The organism is Streptomyces phyllanthi, from assembly GCF_009377205.1.
Classification (GTDB): Bacteria; Actinomycetota; Actinomycetes; order Streptomycetales; family Streptomycetaceae; genus Streptomyces; species Streptomyces phyllanthi.
This window is the reverse complement of record NZ_VJZE01000059.1, coordinates 1-17,029: the sequence shown is the minus strand read 5'-3', so window position 1 is coordinate 17,029 and position 17,029 is coordinate 1. Positions and strand designations below refer to the sequence as shown.

The window sequence follows — 17,029 nt, the reverse complement described above, 5'->3', positions numbered from 1 at the left end:
GGCCCGAGCGGGGGTGTCAGACCCGGGTCGCGAAGTCGGAACCGATGTCGGCGACCGAGTCCACGCCGAGCTGCAGGAGCGTGTCCTCGATCTCGTCCCTGAGGAGGCCGAGGACCGCTTCGACGCCCTCCTGCCCGGCGAGACCGAGCCCCCACAGGTAGGGCCGGCCGATGCACACGGCGTCCGCCCCGAGAGCGAGGGCTTTGACGACATGGACCCCGGACCGTATACCGCCGTCCATCAGGACCAGGCCACGCCCGGACACCGCCGCCGCGACCTGTTCGAGCGCAACCAGGCTCGGAACCGCGCCGTCGAGCTGGCGGCCGCCGTGGTTGGAGACAATGACCCCCTCCGCCCCGAGGTCGAGACACCGTTCGGCGTCCTCAGCGCGCAGGATGCCCTTGACCACCAGGCGCATCCCGGTCCGGCTCCGTATCCATGCGAGGTCCTCCCACGTCAGAGGAAGGCGTTCGATGCGTGCACCGTCCGGGATCGCGCCGGTGAGAATGCCGAGCGAGCGCAGATTGCCGAAGTCGACGTGGGCGGGGGTGCGGAAGCCCGAGCGCCGGGTGGTGATCCGACGGGCTGCGTGACTGGCGTCGACGGTGACCACCAGAGCGGTCGCGCCGGCCTCCTCTGCCAGGGCGATCGTGGCAGCGACATCCTCCCGGGACCGGTAGGCATAGAGCTGGAACCAGCAGCCGCCCTGGACGGACCCGGCCACCTCGGGAAAGGCATGGTGACTGTCAGTGCTGACGATGGAGATCGTTCCCGCGGCCTCGGCGGCCCGGGCCGTGGCGATCTCCGCGTCGTCGTGCAGAAGCCGCTGTGGGCTGGTCGGAGCGAGCAGCACCGGCAGGGCGAGCCGCTGCTCGAAAACGGTCACCGACGTGTCCGGCTTGTCGCTCGCGCTCCCGAGGGCCCGGGGCCGCAGCCAGACCTGGTCGAACGCCTCGGTGTTGGCACGTACCGTGACCTGGGTGTCAGCGCCGCCGGCAACGTATGCCCACGAAGCGGCGTCGAGCACGGAGTCAGCCGCACGCTCGAAGTCGGGAAGGGTCAACAGCGCGGACAGTTCCCTTGCCATATGCTCTCCTGTCTGCGATCTCACCGCTCGCCGTTCAGGGATGTTTCCCGCAGCGACACGGGAAGTTCACTTACGCGAACTGATCGAAGCCCATCTTGATCACCATTCCGGTGACCACAAGCACCAGCACGATCCGTACGAATCCAGAGCCCTTTTTCATCGCGGTGCGCGAGCCGATCATCGCGCCCGTTATGTTGCCTACAGCCATTCCGAGACCAAGGGCCCACAAAACATTCCCCTGCCACGCGAAAACCGCTAGGGCACCCAGATTCGACGAGGCGTTGATGACCTTTGCCATCGCCGCGCTCTCCAGGAACTGCGTGGCAAGAAGAGTGGTGAAGGAAATGATGAGGAAGGTACCCACCCCGGGGCCGAAGACGCCGTCGTAGAAACCGATTCCGACGCCCGCGAGAAGAACAGCCGTGACACGGCGGCGCCGGGTTACGACTGTGTCCATCTGCTGCACACCAAAACTCGGTCTGAAGGCGACGAACAGCGCCACCGAGACCAGCAGGGCCATGATGACGGGCCGGAAGTAACTCGTGGGCACGCTCGCCGCCGACAGCGCCCCCAGTGCACCGAAGGGGACCGCGAGCGCCGCAGCCGGCACGAGGACCGATCGGTCCAGTCGTGTACGCCGCTGGTACATGTACGCGGCGGTCGCGGTGCCCATGACGGCTGCGATCTTGTTGGTGCCGAGTGCCGTCGCAGGCGGGTACTGCGGGAAGGACAGCAGCAGCACAGGGATGAGAAGCACCCCGCCCCCGCCTACGACGGCATCCACCCACCCGGCTGCCGTCGCGGCGAGGAGCAGGCCGAGTACCTCGTACAGATCCACTTTTCCTCATTCGTGTCACATGGGTCACCCTCGGCCCGCGTGGCACGACGTCAGACGCGGTGGGCAGTGCCTCGGGGCAGGTCAGACGACGCCGCGGATATCCGCCATCGCCGGCAGCACACGGGGGTGCCGCATCATCCGCTGGGCCCACAGCGGGGTCGAACGCAGGGAGTAGAAGCGCCGCAGCCACCGGTCGCGCCCGTCGTAGCGGGGCTGGAACGCGCTACGGCCGTGCACCACCACGTGGTTGTCCAGCACGACGAGGTCGCCCGGCGCGAGTACCAGATCGCGGCAGACGCTCTCCAGTGCCTCGGTCAGCGCACGCAGCACGCGTTCTCCGCCGGCGTCGGCAGCCCGTGTGTTGTGCGAGTTGAAGCGGATGAACGGCTGGTCCACGGACCCGAAGATCACCGGATGCGGCCCCGACGAGGGCCGCGGACCTTCGGTGTTCCGCGTGAACGAGGTCGGGTACAGGCTGTGGAACTGCGGTTTCCGCAGCTCCGCCACCTGGTCCTCGGTGAGGAGCGGCAGCGCGTCGCGCACGGACGACAGACGGGTCGCGGCGATCGCCTCGTGATCCTGGCGCAGACAGAGCAGTCCGAGGAAGTCCGGCCGCAGGGGGTGGTGCACGTTCTCCGTGTGGAAGTCGAAGGCGACCGATCCGCTGTTCTCGATGCGATGCTCCTCGCCGCGAACCGGATGCACATCGTGGAACAGTGCCCCCGACTTCTCGTCCTGATATCCGACGAGGGAACCAAGGAGATCCGCGACCAGCATGAGAGTGCCGTTGGTGAAATGGTCGTCGAGGGACGTCATTCCGTGGACGGCGGGCGTCTCCGGGAGATCGTCCACCATCAGGCCGCGGAGCATGAAGTACCCGCTTTCCCCGCTCTCCGCTCCGAAGTCGAGCAGAGGCTTCCGCATCCCTTCGGGAAGATCGAGCAACAGCCCCGAGATAACGATGGGGAGCGAGTTGGAGAGGCGGCCGGCGAGCACCGACAACTCGCGTGTCTTGGTCGCCTCGGATTCGGTTAAGTGATAGCTCGTCACACCTTGGGCGGCGGCGGTCAAATCCCCCTCCTAGCTTCGCATGTGCACTCATCGAAGACGTTGATCAACCTAACCCGCGTAAATTCACTCCGTCAACAAAAGGTTTCGGACGGTGACCGTACCTGTTAAGAAGTGGGACAGTTGGCGGAAATGGTTACTTTTTCGCAAAGGGGATTTTAGGTTTATCCGGCCACAGGACGGCTTTCTTGTAAGGTGTGTTCGATTTGGTTGCACATGACCAATGCCCGTCCTGAGCTGCCCTGATGATCGACGTGGACGAGGGTTCGCGAAATGGCAGGAGCTGGGCGCCGACGCACTGGTGGTCCTCGGGCCTCGGAGGTGCAACCGCTGCTGTGTGCCACCTGTGCGCGCTTTCTCGCCACAGTCCATCCGGTATGTCGAACAGAATTCGGGAATGTGGCCAGCATCACGACGCAGGGCGCTCGGCGGTCATGCGAACGGTGGCCGCGCTGGTGTCGGGGCGGGACGGTGAGGATGTCGCGGCGGCGTCGGGCGGTTCATCGCCGGTTCCGGGCAGGGTCGCGTCATGTTCCCTGTGGCAACGGCGCGAGCAACTCGTGCGGTGGCCCGGGAGACGCCCGGCCGAGTGCTCGGGTCCGACGCCGTGGTGATCCGGGGGCGGCCGGGAAGACGGCGCGGTAATCACCCATCTCGCATCGAACCGGCCGGGCCCGGGCACTCCGCCCCGGGCCGTCACGCAACCCGTCAACTCACCTGCCTCATCTCGCCCGTTAGGCTGCTCTTCGCACAGCGAAACCAACCTCAGGGCGGGCAGCGGCAGTGGTGGGGGAGAGTCACGTGGATGGGGAGGGCAGGCTGCTCGCCGGCCGCTACCGGACGGTGGGGCGGCTGGGCCGTGGCGGCATGGGCACCGTATGGCGGGCCGTCGACGAGACCCTCGGCCGGGAGGTCGCGGTGAAGGAGCTCCGTGCCTCCCTCGCCGACACGGACGCCGAGGGGGAGGGGCTGGCCGGGCTGCGGCTGCGCATGCAGCGTGAGGCCAGGGCCGCCGCCCGTGTACGTCATCCCGGAGTCGTGGCCGTTCACGACGTCACCGAGCACGAGGGCCACCCTCTCATCGTCATGGAACTGATCGAGGGGTCCTCGCTGGAGGAGGTGGCACGTCGGCAAGGTGCCCTTGAACCCCGGCGCGTGGCCGAGATCGGTGCCAAGGTCCTCGACGCCCTGGGCGCCGCCCACCGCGTCGGCGTGCTGCACCGCGATGTGAAGCCCGGCAACATCCTGCTCGAAGACGGCGGGCGGGTGGTCCTGACGGACTTCGGTATCGCGGCCATCGAGGATCCCGGTGACGGCGCCGACACCCACCTCACGCGCAGCGGTGAACTCGTCGGCTCCCTGGACTACCTCCCACCCGAACGGGCCTGCGGAGAGCAGCCCGGCCCCGCATCGGACATCTGGTCGCTGGGCGCCACCCTCTACGCCGCCGTCGAGGGCAGCACTCCCTTCCGCCGGACCTCCACCTGGTCCACCATCAACGCGATCGTCACCGAACCGCTGCCCGAGCCGCGCCGTGCCGGCCCGCTCGCCCCGGTCCTGCACGCGCTGCTGGCCAAGGACCCCGCGTCCCGCCCCGACGCGGCGGAGGGGGTGCGTCTGCTCACCGCGCTCGCCGCGGACCAGCCGCTTCCCGCGTCCGACACGCTCCTGCTGGGCCGCGCCAAGCCGGCGGCGCCCGGGGCATCCGGGACGCCCGGGGCATCCGGGACGCCCGGAACCCCCGTGACTCCCGGGGCCCAAGGGCCACTTGGGGACCGGGAGGCATCCGGCCCGGCCCCCCGTCCCGTATCGGCAGAAGCCGTACCAGCAGCAGCCGTACCAGCAGGAGCCTTCGGCCCGCCGCCGATCGGCCTGAACCAAAACGCCGTACCGGTCCAGGAACCGTTCCGGACGGCGAACGCCGGTGAACGGCCCGTCACCGGGCCTCGGTCGGACCGCAGGCGCCTGCCGGTGATCGCCGCTTCCACAGCCGCCGTACTCCTCGTCGGCGGCGGCGTCACCACGTACCTGGCCGTCGGCACCGACGACGGCGGCGGCAGGAAGTCGGCCGCCGCCTCGGCCGTACGCACACCGTCGCAGGGGGAGGGCAAGGCGTCACAGCGGCCGGGCAGCCCCACCGCGAGCCGGTCCGGAGACAAGGGCGGCGCGGGCGGCAACGAGGCGGGGGAGCAGGGCAGGGAGTCGGAAGACTCCGCGGAGAGCCGGCAGCCCTCGTCGAAGGCCTCTGCCTCCGCCGGCGCGACGGAGGCCGCTCCGACGCCACCGGACTCCGGGACGACGAGGACCACATACGAGCTCGTCAACACGAAGAGCGGGAAGTGTCTGTCGCTCGACAACGGCGGCAGCTCGGCGAACGGTACGCACGCCATCCAGTGGACCTGCAACGGAGGCGACGAGCAGCGCTGGTACTGGGCCGGGGCCTCGTCCAACATGCTCAAGAACGTCAAGACCGGAAAGTGCCTGTCCATCGCGGGCGGCGGCAGCACGGCCAACGGTGCCCAGGCCGTCCAATGGACCTGCGTCACGGACTGGAACGCGCCGGAACAGCACTGGTCCACTCGCGCGGGCGGCCAACTCGTGAACGACAAGAGCGACCGGTGCCTGTCGATCGAGGGCGGCGGCAGCACGGACAGCGGCGCCCAGGCCGTCCAATGGACCTGCGTCACGGACTGGGACGCACCGGAACAGCAGTGGAAACTGACGCGCTGACCACCGGGTGACCGTGCCGGTCCGGCGGGCTGCGCCACGGACTTCGGTGCACGACACGAGTCACCGCCCGCAACGTGAACGCAAAGCACGCAAGTACCTCGGATCGTTGCTGTTCACGCCCTTGTCGGTGCAGTGATCACTGCGGCACGGTGGGTGCCGATGAAGCGAAGCCGCCGGACGGGCCCGGGACGGCTCCGTCGGCGATCGAGTGTCTGGCTTCGGGCCGGCTCCCCGCCGATTTTCTTCGTCACCGACGTCGGCCCCCCAACCGCGGGCCGGGAGAAACCGTACGGCCACAAGCCTTCGTACGACGTGCCCTCCACATCCGCGCCACATCCGCGCCATGTCCGCGCCGCATTCGCGCCCCTTCCAGTCGAGGACGACTCAATGGATTCCCGCGACCCCTTCACCGATCAAGACCCTCCCGCGGCTGCCGCGCTCTACCTCAGCGCTCTCGACCACGAACACCACCACTCCGCCGCGGAGTTGCGGCAGGCCATCACCCGCATCCACGCGGCCGTCGACCAGCCGGGAGCGCTCTCGGAGATGTACCGGCAGTCCGTGCAGGGGGCCACTCCCTCCGAGTACGACGTCCGTGCGAGGCGAAGATCCTGGGCTCTGCGCATGGCCCGGCACCTGGCCCCGGACGACGACCGGCCCGCCGCCGTTGCGGCTCCGACTCCATGGCCGGCCCGGGGAGAGTCCGTCACGACCTTCTCCGGGACGTCCCCGCGCATGCCCTCGCCACCCCCGGCCCACCCAGCGGACCGGGAGGGCCACCCCGGCCCCAGGCAGACCACCGCGCTGCACGAACTGCGTGCCGCGCGCCGCCGCCCGGCCCAGGTCGCGGCCGCGGTCGTCGCGGCCCAGATGGCCGGCGTCGTCCTGGCCAACGAGGCACCCGGTGTCATGGCGGCCACCTGGGCGGGACCGCTCAACATCGGGCTCACGCTGGTCCTTGCGCAGGTGACGTTCACCGGCTGGGCGGTCCTGTGGTACGTACGGTACGCGGGACGCTCCCTGGAGCCCTTGGTCAGGCGTCACAGCGCTTCCTTCCCGCACCTGGAGAGCCACCGGTGAACTCCGTCCTCGCACTCTCGGATTCCGGCAGCGCCTTCCCGGTTCTCGCCGTCTTCGGCCTCTGTGTCGTCTGTACGCTCCTCCTCGCGATCGGGTCGATCCTTCCCGAACAGGACGAACTGAGCGGGTTCTACCTCGGTCGGCGGCGACTGCCGTCGGTCGTCAACGGGCTGGCCATCTTCGGCAGTTACATGTCCGCGGCGGGGATGCTCGGCAATCCCGGCCTGATCGCGCTCACCGGTTACGACGGGATCGCCTACGTGCTGGCGCCGATGGTCGCCTGGTCCGTACTGGTGCTGCTGGTCGCCGAGCCGTACCACAGCACCTCACGGTTCACCATCGGCGACTCGCTCGCCCTGCGGCTGCGCGCCCGGCCCGCACACCTTGCGGCGGGTATCACGAGCGTGGTCGTCTGCCTGCTGTACCTGACCGCCCAGCTCGTCGGCGCCGGAGCGCTCGCGGCGACCGTCCTGGGCATCGACGGAGACGGTGCCCAGCGGATCGTCGTGGCCGGCCTCGGTCTGCTGATGGTCCTCTACGTCGTCATCGGCGGAATGCGCGCCGCGACCCTGGTCCAGGGCATCAAGGCCGTGGTCCTCCTTGCCACCGGGCTGTTCGTCGTGCTGGCGGTGCTGTCCGAGTACGGCTGGAGTCCGGCACGCCTGCTGGACGCCGCCGTCCTGCACAGCGGTTTCGGTGACCCCTTCCTGGAGCCCGGCATTCGCTTCCACGACCGGACCAGCAAGATCGACTCGATCAGTCTGCAACTGGCGTTCGTACTCGGAGCGGCTGCCCTGCCGCATGTCCTGATGCGTATCGGAACGGTCTCCAGCGGACGTACGGCCCGCAAGTCGGCCGCGTGGGCGGCCTGTCTGGTCATCGTCTTCACCCTGTTCGAGATGGTGACGGGCCTGGGCTCCGCTGCGCTGATCGGCTCGAAGGCCATCGAGGAGGACGCCGCCTCCGGCAACACGGCCGTGCTCCTGCTGGCCGAGCGCCTGGGCGGGTCGTTCCTGCTCACGGTCGTCTCCTGCGTCGCCTTCGTCACGATCGTGGCTGTGGTCGCCGCTCTCACGCTCACCGCGGCGGCCTCCCTCGCCCACGACGTCTACGGTGCGACGATCAAGCGAGGCAGAGTCTCGGAGAAGGGCGAACTCGTCGTGGCGCGGCTGGGCGTCGGGTTCGTCGGTGTGGCGGCGATCGCCCTGTCGATGCTCGCCCAGCATCTCAACATCGCGTTCCTGGTCAGCCTCGCCTTCGCCATCGCGGCCTCCGCGCTCCTGCCCGCGCTGCTGTTCAACCTGTGGTGGAAGGGATTCACCACCAGGGGAGCGGTCTGGAGCATGTACGGCGGCCTGCTCGTCGCCGCACTGCTGACGGTGCTGTCCCCGGCGGTCTCGGGGAACCCGACGGCGCTGCTGCCGGGTTCGGATTTCGCGGTGTTCCCCTTGAGGAACCCCGGTCTCATCTCCATTCCTGTCGGTTTCCTGCTCGCCTGGGCCGGCTCGGTACGCGACCGGCGGCAGCGGGGCGGCGCGGACTACACGGAGACCGAGATCCGTGTCCTCACCGGAGCGGGCACGGGCACCGGGCGTCGAGACAGCTGACGAGTCGGTACGCGGGCGGATGGCGAACACGCCGAGCGCGGGCGGTGATTGCCGGCGGCGGCTGGGCAACGAGCGTGAGCAGTCCGCGTCGCCGAGGACGGCGGTACCTAGGGGATCGTTGAGTACGGGGACGCATGCCCGTGAGTTCCGGGCGGCCGTAGCGTGCGGCCATGGCGAGAAACTTCAGCGGATCCGGGCTCCGTCCCGTGCGGACGTACGTGGGCCTCGGCCTCAGTCTCGGTGTGGGGGCCGTCCTCGTGGCGAGGTTCGGGCCCGTGCCCGTCTCCTCCGCCGCCCGGATCTGGGAGCAACTGGCCGCACGGGCCTGCACGGTGGACCCGCAGCGGCTGCTGCCGCACCACAACCCGCCGGGACAGGCCGCCGCCGCGTACCGCTCGTCGACGGTGTGGTGCAGAAGCCGGGCGCGCCGGGTCGCGGCCGTGGCCGGCCGGACGCGTCCGGGGCGGCGCGGGTGAGCGGTCGGCACAAAGCACCGAAAGGTGCGGTCAAGGGACCCGGCAGGTCGCCTTTCCGCGCGGTCGGACATGCCGCTCAGCTTGATGCGCCGCCCCCGGGCAGGACCACTGACCCGGCTGCCCTCCTGGTCCGTACGGGAGGAGGTCAGGTCGCCGGCGCCGCGCCTCGTCGCCGCCGAGCAGGAGCCGGCCACCTGCCTGAGGTCCACAGGGAAGAGCGCCTGCTCAGTCGAGCATCGCGGTCGCTTCGATCTCGACCAGATGCTCCGGGACGTCCAGTGCCGCGACGCCCAGCAGCGTGGCGGGCGGTACCGGGGTGACTCCCAGTTTCGCGGCTGCCCTCGAGACTCCCTCAAGGAGCTGGGGCATCTTGTCGGGGGTCCAGTCGACGACGTGGACGGTCAGTTTCGCCACGTCCTCGAAGGAGCCGCCGACCCCGGCCAGGGCGCTGTCGATGTTGAGGTAGCACTGCTCGACCTGCGCGGCGAGGTCACCCTCGCCGACGGTGACCCCCTCGGCGTCCCAGGCGACCTGCCCGGCGATGAAGACCAGCTTCGACCCGGATGCGACGGACACCTGCCGGTAGGCATCGATCTCGGGTAATCCGCCGGGGTTCACCAGGGTGATGGTCATGCTGCCTGCCTCCTCGTCATGAGCGCCCGTCAGTTCGCGGCCACGCAACCAGGGCGCTCGGTCACTTGTGGTTACTCGGGAACCGTAGGAGAGTGGCCGCTGACATGGAAGAACGCACTTTTCAGTGACTGGGGAACCTGACGGTGACCAAGCAGTTCAGCGGCTTACCCGAGGAAGCGGACCTGAGGCGCGCGGACTCACTGGCGCGGGAGATCTTCTCCGACGTCGCCAACAAGTGGGCGCTCCTGATCATCGAGGGCCTCGGTGAACGCACCCTGCGCTTCACCGAGTTGCGGAACGAGATCGAGGGCATCAGCCACAAGATGCTCACCCAGAACCTGCGCATGCTGGAGCGCAACGGCCTCGTCGAGCGCATCGTGCACCCCACCGTGCCGCCGCGGGTCGAATACACCCTGACCGAGCCGGGCCAGGCCCTGCGGGCAACGGTCGACGGAATGTGCGACTGGAGTCACCAGTACCTCGGCCACATCGAGGCCGCCCGCCGCCGCTTCGACGCGTGACGCGAGGAACAGGGCGGGAACGGCTCGAAGCGGCCCAGCTCGGTCCCGAAGCGGCCCAGTTCGGTCGGTCCTGCCGCTCACTCAGGCCCGGCGGGCTCCTTGATCTCCCTGATGACAGACCTCTCCGCATCCAGAAGCCAGAAGCCGCCGCCCCGTGCCGGGAGGATCCCGTTCAGCGCCTTGGCTCCGGGCACGGGCCAGGTTCTGGCCTTCCCGTCGGTGGTGATCCGCCCGATCCGGGTGTCAGTGGTGAACCAGAGCGCTCCGTCCGTCCCGGGCACCAGGTCGTTGGGGTGCTGTCCCTTGGTCACCAGGTGCGAGGTGACCTTCCCGTCGGCAGTGATCCGCCCGATCCCCGAGCTCCGGGTGAACCAGACGGCACCGTCGGGTCCTGCGACCAGCGTCTGGGGGACGGTGCCCTTCGCGAGGGGCCACGAGGTGTGCACGCCGTCCGCGTCGACACGTCCGATGGCGTCCTGCCCGCCCGAGTCCGCCACCTGGGAGAACCACACGGACGTACGGTCGGGACCCAGCGTGATGCCTCGCGCGGGGAAGAGGTGGGAATCAACGGGCAGCGTGGTGACCGTGGCCGGGGCCGTGCCGTCACTGACCCGGCTGATGGTGGGCCGGGGGCCGACGTCGTTCGTGTACCACACGGCGTTGTCCGGCCCGATGGTGAAGGCCACCGGCAGGCCGGGGGCCCGTCCTTCCCAGCCGGTCATGTCTCCCGCGTCGTCGACCCGTCCGATCACCTGAAAGCCGACGAACCACATCCGGCCGTCCGGCCCGGCCAGGATTCCGCTGGGGTTGTTCGAGCTGCCGGGGATGCGGAACTGCGTGACCGTCCCGTCTGCGGCGACGCGCGCGACCGCGCTCACACTGCTCTCGGTGACCCACAGGTCGCCGTCGTCGGACAGTGCCAGGTCGCTCGGATAGGCGTTGGCAGGGAGGCGGATCGTCTTCAGGGTCACCACACCCGCGTCCGAAGGGGAAGCGGGCGCCGTGCTTCTCCGCGGGGCCGACGGCGAGTCGCACGCTGATGCCAGCAGAGCCCCCGCAAGGACGAGCCCTGCCACCGCCGTTCGGCGGGAGTGCCCGCCCGGGCTGCTCAGCCGGGGCATCGGAGCTCTGAGGGAGCGGGGGTCCGTGTGTGCTGTCGCCACACCTTCTCGGTGAGTTCCCGCCCGGCGGAGGAACAGGCGGTGTGCAGCCATGCGTCCGTCTCCGTCTGCCAGTTGTAGATCTGACCGATGTCGAGGGTGCTCGCGTCGTTGCCGTCCGCCTCGGTGGCGGAGACCAACTCGTCGCCGTCGGGCGAGAAGGCCAGCCCCACGGACGACGGCTTGGTGCCCTCGGGCAGCGGGAGCGTCCCCAGCAGGTGCCCGGAGGGGTAGTCGATGAACGTCGCCACGCCCTCGGAGTCCATTTCCACGATGGTGTCGCGGTCGTTGGTCACCGGTCCTGCGGCCAGGTCGGACAGCCCCCTCAGGGTGCCGGTACGTGTACTGCCGGCGGCGTTCCACACCTCCAGCTCGCCGCTCTTGCGCTGGATGAGCAGATCGTCGCCGACGAAGGCCACACCGGTCGGCTCGCTTCCGCGAATCTTGCGCACCCGGCCGTCGGCGATGTCGACGACGCGGACCTGACGTCGGGCGAAGTCGATGACCGCCGCGTGGCCCGCGTCTTTCTGGATCGCGGCGTAGCCGGGAGGCAGAGCCGTCGGGCCGTTGGCCGTCGGTGCCATGTGCGCGGGTCCGGGAACGTTCGTGCGGATGGCGCCCGTCGTGGCCTCCCGGACGAGGACGGTGCCGGAACCGGTCACCTCCACCACGCTCCTGCCGTCGGGCGTGTACCGCAGCGATGCGGGCGGGTCGGCGAGTTGCAGGGGGTCATCGGGGGCCGCCCAGGTTCCGGTGACCGGGTGCCCGGCAGCCGTCGACACGATCCGGGCGCTGTCGTCCTCGGCACTGATCACGATCAGGTGCTTGCCGTCGGGCGACCACAGGGGCGGGCTGTAGGGGGCTCGCCCCAGTTCCGTCGTCTTCTCCGTGTACCGGCGCGTCACGTTCGCCCCGAGCCGCTGCACGGTGAGGGACGTTCCGTTGCCGTCGGTGACGGCGACGTGCCGGCCGTCCGGCCGCACCGCGATCCACGGGGATGAACAGGCGTTGCAGGACGACGGGATGAACGACTTTGACCCGACGCCGATGCGGGACCGCTGGGAGAGGTCCCACAGGGTGATCAGGTCCCCGGAAGCGGAGAGCAGGCGTTCACTGTCGGAACCGATGAACGCGAGCGTTCCCCGCGTGATCGGTCCCGCGCCCGTCAACTCCGTGGGAGCCGCGCGATCCTGGTCCGGCTGCACGCTGGGAGCCACGTAGATGGTGGTGTCGGCCGCCTGCGCCGCGCGTGAACCGTCGGCACTCAGGGCCAGCGACAAGGGGGGCTTGCCCCGGGTCTCGGCGACAAGGGCGGGACGGTCGATGTTCGGCCGACCGCTGGTCCGCCACAACGGCAACCACGTGTCGGCGTTGGTGTAGGTGAAGTACTTGCCGTCTGCGGACAGGGCCGCCGCGTAGTCGGCCGTGCCGAAGCCGACCGTGCTGCCACCGGTGCGGTCCAGACCTGGCAGGGTGCGGCGCTGCCACGCTCCGTACCCACCGTCGAAGAGCACCACCTGCCCGTCGTCCGGGATGGTGACGCTGCTGGGAGGCAGGGACAGGTCGTCCAGGACGACGCTGCGGCTGTCACCGGTTCGCAGGTCGAGCAGTCTCAGCCGGGGCGAGTCCAGGGCTTCCGTGTCGGTGACCGCTGCCACGTAGCGGCCCGAGGGTGAGACGGCCACGGCCGCCGGGCGTTCCTCCGCCGGGATGCGCAGACTGCGGGAGAAGCGGGTGGCGGGCCAGATCCGTAGTGTGCGGTCGTCGATCGCCGCTCCCACGCGGCCGCCTTCGTCGGTTGCGATCATCAGGACGGGCCGGTCCAGACGCGCCACGGTGCGACGGTGCGCTTTCGTCGGGTCGGTGGGCAGCGACCAGGCCACGACGCTACCGTCGGCGGTGCCCGCGACGATGGTGTGTCCGTCTCCCGAGGCGGCGGTGGCCGACACCGTGCCGCCGGCCGCCAGGCTCGTCACCCTGTGCGGGCTGGCCGTCACCGACCGGAACAGGGCGGCGCGGGTCTCGGGCGTCTTGTCGTAGTGGTAGGCCTGGGCCGCGAACAACTGGGCCAGGCCGACATCGCTCCTGATCAGCGTGGAGGAGAGGTCCGCGAGGCGGGCTGCGGTGTTCCTGCGTTCGGCGTCGGCGGACTCCATGGTGGACACCACGACGCCGGTGCCGACGGCGACGGCGATCACCACGGCGACGGTGAGGAGACGACCCGTGCGCCATTGCCGCGCGTACTTCTCCGCCTGTTTCAGAGTGGCCGCGAATCTGAGACCGGGGGGTGGTGGTTGGGAGACTTGACTCCTGTTGCCCTCGGGGGCGACCAGCCGCCAGTCCTTTCTCCCGACAGCCCGGAGTTTGCCGTCGAGTCCGCCGACGGGCTGGATCCGCTGGTCCGCGTCGAGGCGACCTGTCACGGCGGTCCTGGACCGGAAGCCGTACACGGCGGCGCGCAGGCCCGCCAGGCTCGGCCGGTGGCCGAGGGGCCGCCGAAACAGCTCGCGCAGTCCCAGGGCGAAGGCCACGCCCAGCGAGCCGCCCCCGATGGTGCGGAGCCCCGACCGCTGGTCGGTCAGGGTGATCCGCCAGACCACGCACCGGCCTGCCGCCCGCCAGGGAGAGGCCTGCCACGCATGAGCCAGGGACTGGCCGAAGGCGGGGCCGCTGCTGCGTACCCCAGCCATGGTCAGCGGGTCGGGGAACAGTCCCTTCGGTCCGCCGGGCAGCTCACGCAGTTCCAGGACGCCCGTGACGCCGTCCTCCTGCTCCTGCACCGCGCCGGGGACGTCGTCGGACCGGCCGAAGACGACGGACACGCGCACTGCGCGATGCTCACGGAACCTGGCGCCGGCCAGCAGCAGGGCCAGCACCCCGAGTGTGCCCTCCGCCGGGTCCTCGGCCCGGCTCTGCAGACGCGCGAGCCGGCTGCGGACGCGCTCGGGAACGTCGGGCATCGCCTGGTCGGGGATCACGAAGGGGTCGAACACGATGCCGGCGGACAGCAGCCCGCTCTCCCGCCACCGCTGGGCCGCCGGCGCAAGCGCGTCGAGGGATCGCTGCTGTCCGTCGGGCGGAGCGGCCAGTGCCCTGGCCACCAGATAGGGGGAGTCCGCCGGGTTCGGGCCGGTGGTGGCGTCGTCGGCGACGGTGTCGTTGATGAAGGTGCGCCACTGCTCGCTCTGCTGCTGGAAGAGCCAGCCGGGGTCCGACAGCAGGGCTTCCCGGCAGCACTTCCACCACAAATGATCGCGGCCGGTCAGAACCTTGACGACCTCTCCCGGACTCACGGCGGAGCGGGACCTGTCCGGATCGGTCTCCAGGTCGTCCATGAGGGAGGCCGCCCGGGCACGGTGTGGCAGCGCACTCCGGCCGGTGGCCGGAGCCGGGCCGGGCAGCCGAGGCATCCTGCCGGTCCCGCGGACGGGTGCGCTCATCACAGCGCCCCGTCGATCGCGCGGCCGGCTTCGGCGGGAGCGGCATCACGCACCTGCCGCCAGGCGTCCCGGGTGGCGCGGTTGTGCGCGACGGCGACGGACGCGGTGAGTGTGGCGGAGTCCCAGTCCGCGGTTTCGGCCACCGGAGTGGGGAGCGACGCCTCCCAGTTCGAGTCCGCGCCGAAACCCGGCAGGGTGATCTGGGCCGTGGCCGGACCGACGGCCGGCCGGGCGAGGGGGACGAGAAGCTCCTGCCGGTGCTCCCGGCCGCCCGTGAAACGGATCGAGATCAGCGCGGGCAGGTTCGCGAAGCCCCGCAGGGTCACCTCCAGGGTGTATCCCCGTTCCTCGCGGTCGGAGCGGCGGAGGACGAACTCGGTGCGGCCGTCGGGTGAGGACGCCTCGGTGATCACTGTGTCGCCGTCGTCGGCCAGCAGTTCGGCGGACTCGGGAAGGCGCGGGAGCGAGAACCAGCGAGCGTGCGGAGCGCCGGAGGAGGTGGGACCAGGGCGCGGTCGGCGGGGTGCGGGCATGGCCACCGGGGTACCGACCGCGTCCGCCGCGGCCTGCTCGTGCATCTCGGCGTGGGCCGGGGGCGGTTCTGCTCCGATGAGGGTGGCCCAGTACCGCTGCAGGAAGCTGTGTCCGCGCCGTCCGTGCCCCTGGGGTGCCACCGCCACGGACGGCGTCCTGGTGACCGTGAGCGCACGCCAGTAACGCTGGAGGAAGGCCACGCTGCTCATACGGCCCCACCCGCGTTTCGGGATGCGTCCACGGTGGCCGGGGTGGGATCCGCGGTCGCCGTGGTGGTGTCCGCGGCGGGTAGTGGCTGGGTGGCCTTGCCGATGGTGGCCAGGAGGGCGGGAGCGGCGGCTCCCACGGCTACGGCGGCGTAGGGGCCCGCCAGTTGGTTCTGCAGGATCAGGCCGGTCGCCGCGCCGAGTCCGGCACGAGTCAGTGCTACTGCGAAGTCGGCGGCCGGATCGATGAACCGGACCATGCTCGGGCGACGCCGGCCCTTCCTGCGAGCCTCGTGCCGTGCCGTCTGCCAGGTGATCAAGTGCCCGAAGACAGCGAGGACTTCGACAATCAATCCGCCGATGGCGCCGAACCCGGCCGCAGCGGTTGCTGACAGCATCCCGTCCCCCTCGGTTCCCGCACGACACTGCGAAGGCAAATGTCGCACATCACACAGGATGAACGCGAGGCATGAGCAAATGACAGCCTTTCGGCTGCTTTTTCTTCTTTAGATTTTCGAATTGATGCTTGTATTGGTCACTTTCTGATACTGGCCCAGGAAACGGGCACTCCCGTCCTCCACCCGGTACAGAAAGAGCCCGGGCTCCGAGGAGATCTGAAGCGTCGTGCCGTTGAACGACATCTCCTTGCAGATGCCCCGATAGGTGAGTGTCCGCAGCCTGCGCGCCATACCGCCCCGCTCCGCCCCGTCCGGGCCGAGCAGCCGCAGGCCCTCCGCGGCCAGGCCCAGCGCGTCGTACGCCTCGGCGGCGTACCTGCCCACCTCGTCGACGCCATAGCGCTTCCGGTACGCCGCCGCGAAGGTCTTCGCCCCCTTGAGCACCGACGGGTCCACATAGGTGGTACTGAACACCCAGCCCTCGGCGTCCTCCTTCGCCTCCTCCAGGAACGCGGGTCCCAGCACCGGCTCCGTGGCCAGACAGGAGCCGGTGAAACCCGCCTCGCGCACCGCACGGGCACACAGCGCGGCCCGGTGGGCGGAGGTGCCGGCGTAGACGAGGGCCTCGGCGTCGGCGTCCAGGGCAGCCTCCACGGCCGGGCGGAAGTCCTCGCCGCCGGCGGCGACGGCATGGATGGTGGTGGTGCCCTTGGAGGGCGGGAACTCTGTCAGTGATCTGGCCCTCCGCCAGCTGATCTGCCCCGCCGCCCTGTCCTCGACGACGGCGGTTCTACGGGCGGACTCGACCTGGGTGAGATACCAGGTGAGCGGTGCCGTCAGCGTGTCGTCGCTGGGTCTGAGCTGAAAGATCGCCGTGTATGAGGTGTTGGACAGCCGTTCGTCTCCGGCCGAGACGGTCAGTGCGGGCAGCAGCGCCTTCTGGTAACGCCGCAGGGCGGCGACGGCGGTCGCGCCCGTCGTGGGACCGATCACGGCGTACACGTTGTCGTCCGCGGCGAAGCTGTCGGCGGTCCGCCTCGCCCGCTCCGGCTTCCCGCCGTCGTCCCTGACCCGGAGTACGAGGTCGAAGTCCCGGTTCTCACGGGCGTTGTGCCGCTCGACGGCCAGCCGCGCGCCCCGCTCCTGCGCCTGGCCCAGGGCCTTCTGAGCGCCACTCAGATCGGCGTGCAGTCCGATCACGTACCGCGGAAGCGGACCCGGTCCACCCGTCTGCCCACCGGGCTCCCCGCC

Annotated in this window: 14 protein-coding genes; 5 read left to right on the top strand and 9 right to left on the bottom strand. The window is 70.0% G+C overall.

Annotation, left to right across the window (positions count from 1 at the left end; all coding sequences use genetic code 11):
* Nucleotides 1-16: 16 nt before the first annotated feature.
* From FNH04_RS11785 to FNH04_RS11775, 3 genes are all read right to left on the bottom strand, one after another.
* Entirely contained in the window at nucleotides 17-1,087 is a 1,071-nt protein-coding gene (locus FNH04_RS11785) for an alpha-hydroxy acid oxidase (protein WP_228031298.1), read from the bottom strand.
* A gap of 70 nt (nucleotides 1,088-1,157) precedes the next feature.
* Nucleotides 1,158-1,925 carry a sulfite exporter TauE/SafE family protein gene (locus FNH04_RS11780; RefSeq protein ID WP_322722936.1) on the bottom strand — a complete coding sequence of 256 codons (768 nt, stop codon included), beginning with the start codon at nucleotides 1,923-1,925 and terminating at the stop codon, nucleotides 1,158-1,160.
* Nucleotides 1,926-2,006: 81 nt separating this feature from the next.
* The gene (locus FNH04_RS11775) at nucleotides 2,007-2,996 is read right to left on the bottom strand and encodes a TauD/TfdA family dioxygenase (RefSeq protein WP_228031297.1); all 990 of its coding nucleotides are present in this window, start codon (nucleotides 2,994-2,996) and stop codon (nucleotides 2,007-2,009) included.
* Nucleotides 2,997-3,794: 798 nt separating this feature from the next.
* Between FNH04_RS11775 and FNH04_RS11770 the strand changes: the two genes are divergently transcribed.
* The 4 genes from FNH04_RS11770 to FNH04_RS11755 all read left to right on the top strand — a co-directional run bounded on the left by FNH04_RS11770 (nucleotide 3,795) and on the right by FNH04_RS11755 (nucleotide 8,886).
* A complete protein-coding gene (locus FNH04_RS11770; protein ID WP_152783196.1) occupies nucleotides 3,795-5,723 on the top strand; it encodes a serine/threonine protein kinase in 1,929 nt (642 codons plus the stop codon).
* 387 nt (nucleotides 5,724-6,110) lie between these two features.
* Nucleotides 6,111-6,803 (top strand): DUF485 domain-containing protein, encoded by a 693-nt coding sequence (locus FNH04_RS11765; RefSeq protein WP_194236639.1) that lies wholly within the window; start codon nucleotides 6,111-6,113, stop codon nucleotides 6,801-6,803.
* The gene (locus tag FNH04_RS11760) at nucleotides 6,800-8,410 is read left to right on the top strand and encodes a solute symporter family protein (protein WP_322722935.1); all 1,611 of its coding nucleotides are present in this window, start codon (nucleotides 6,800-6,802) and stop codon (nucleotides 8,408-8,410) included. The genes FNH04_RS11765 and FNH04_RS11760 overlap by 4 nt, the downstream gene beginning before the upstream one ends.
* A 170-nt stretch (nucleotides 8,411-8,580) precedes the next feature.
* Nucleotides 8,581-8,886, top strand: coding sequence for a hypothetical protein (locus tag FNH04_RS11755; protein ID WP_152783192.1), 306 nt, complete (start codon nucleotides 8,581-8,583; stop codon nucleotides 8,884-8,886).
* A 225-nt stretch (nucleotides 8,887-9,111) separates the two neighbouring features.
* Here FNH04_RS11755 and FNH04_RS11750 read toward each other — a convergent pair whose 3' ends face one another.
* Entirely contained in the window at nucleotides 9,112-9,519 is a 408-nt protein-coding gene (locus FNH04_RS11750) for a RidA family protein (RefSeq protein WP_152783190.1), read from the bottom strand.
* Between the two features lie 143 nt (nucleotides 9,520-9,662).
* On the opposite strand from FNH04_RS11750, the gene FNH04_RS11745 reads away from it, so the two are divergent.
* Complete coding sequence (locus FNH04_RS11745) at nucleotides 9,663-10,040, top strand: winged helix-turn-helix transcriptional regulator (protein WP_322722934.1); 378 nt, start codon at nucleotides 9,663-9,665, stop codon at nucleotides 10,038-10,040.
* Nucleotides 10,041-10,117: 77 nt separating this feature from the next.
* On the opposite strand, the gene FNH04_RS11740 is transcribed toward FNH04_RS11745, so the two are convergent.
* The 5 genes from FNH04_RS11740 to FNH04_RS11720 all read right to left on the bottom strand — a co-directional run.
* Nucleotides 10,118-11,011, bottom strand: coding sequence for a Vgb family protein (locus tag FNH04_RS11740; protein ID WP_152783186.1), 894 nt, complete (start codon nucleotides 11,009-11,011; stop codon nucleotides 10,118-10,120).
* A 137-nt stretch (nucleotides 11,012-11,148) separates the two neighbouring features.
* Nucleotides 11,149-14,640: a hypothetical protein gene (locus FNH04_RS11735; protein ID WP_152783184.1), complete on the bottom strand. Its 3,492-nt coding sequence runs from the start codon at nucleotides 14,638-14,640 to the stop codon at nucleotides 11,149-11,151.
* Nucleotides 14,640-15,383 (bottom strand): hypothetical protein, encoded by a 744-nt coding sequence (locus FNH04_RS11730; RefSeq protein WP_152783182.1) that lies wholly within the window; start codon nucleotides 15,381-15,383, stop codon nucleotides 14,640-14,642. Before FNH04_RS11730 ends, FNH04_RS11735 begins: the two co-directional genes overlap by 1 nt.
* The gene (locus tag FNH04_RS11725; protein WP_152783180.1) at nucleotides 15,380-15,778 is read right to left on the bottom strand and encodes a hypothetical protein; all 399 of its coding nucleotides are present in this window, start codon (nucleotides 15,776-15,778) and stop codon (nucleotides 15,380-15,382) included. The genes FNH04_RS11730 and FNH04_RS11725 overlap by 4 nt, the downstream gene beginning before the upstream one ends.
* 108 nt (nucleotides 15,779-15,886) lie before the next feature.
* A partial coding sequence (locus FNH04_RS11720; protein ID WP_152783178.1) for a branched-chain amino acid ABC transporter substrate-binding protein occupies nucleotides 15,887-17,029 on the bottom strand: 1,143 nt, incomplete at its 5' end.

Coding starts and splice junctions, on each gene's coding strand:
- FNH04_RS11725 (WP_152783180.1), bottom strand. CDS start 15,778: ATGCTGTCAGCAACCGCTGCGGCCGGGTTCGGCGCCATCGGCGGATTG.
- FNH04_RS11750 (WP_152783190.1), bottom strand. CDS start 9,519: ATGACCATCACCCTGGTGAACCCCGGCGGATTACCCGAGATCGATGCC.
- FNH04_RS11755 (WP_152783192.1), top strand. CDS start 8,581: ATGGCGAGAAACTTCAGCGGATCCGGGCTCCGTCCCGTGCGGACGTAC.
- FNH04_RS11785 (WP_228031298.1), bottom strand. CDS start 1,087: ATGGCAAGGGAACTGTCCGCGCTGTTGACCCTTCCCGACTTCGAGCGT.
- FNH04_RS11735 (WP_152783184.1), bottom strand. CDS start 14,640: ATGAGCGCACCCGTCCGCGGGACCGGCAGGATGCCTCGGCTGCCCGGC.
- FNH04_RS11730 (WP_152783182.1), bottom strand. CDS start 15,383: ATGAGCAGCGTGGCCTTCCTCCAGCGTTACTGGCGTGCGCTCACGGTC.
- FNH04_RS11765 (WP_194236639.1), top strand. CDS start 6,111: ATGGATTCCCGCGACCCCTTCACCGATCAAGACCCTCCCGCGGCTGCC.